At 35.7% G+C, this 600-nt stretch carries 1 protein-coding gene; it reads right to left on the minus strand.

The genetic code is table 11. The features are described 5' to 3' along the window. The coding region (locus GQ590_RS12080; protein ID WP_160409305.1) for a hypothetical protein at window positions 1–600 on the minus strand (600 nt) is incomplete at both ends.

Below are 600 nucleotides of genomic sequence, written 5' to 3' on the forward strand. Positions count from 1 at the left end.
GTAGGGAATCATCATTAACTCGTTTTCCATGTTTGTCTTGCCAAACTTGATTTCTTTTCCATTCGGCAACTTTTTCTTTGGCATTCGGGAATTTTACGGCAACGACATCAAGATTATCCGTTAAAACATTTTGAGCTTCCTGACTGTTTTTAAAAATAGTCAGAATTTGTGCTTTTTGGTTTTCAGTTAATTCAACTCGAACATAATCACCCAGCGGTGGTGTATCTTCAAAATAGGCACAGCTTAAACTGACTTCACTGACAAATCTGAAGTAGAAGAATCTAGCTACGTCATTTAGTAGTATGTTACCATAGGCGGGGTAAGTAATTGTGAAATTTTGTTCTTTGGCAAACTCTTTATCACCCACTATGTAGGTGACAAAAATATCATCCAACTCGTCTTTCATTGCATTACCAGAATAAGGTAGTTTTGTTAAATACTCTTTCGCTTTCTGCTCTGCACGTTTTTTTAGCTGTTGGTCGTATTTCGCATCAGGTTCGAAAAAGGCAAATAATATACACTCTGAACCATCTTGAATCTGATTTTCACTTTTTAAGATATCTTTATAACTTTCAATACGGGTATATTGATTACGTGCGT

The sequence above is a fragment of the Gilliamella sp. Lep-s35 genome (assembly GCF_009795845.1).
In the GTDB taxonomy this organism is placed as follows: domain Bacteria; phylum Pseudomonadota; class Gammaproteobacteria; order Enterobacterales; family Orbaceae; genus Gilliamella.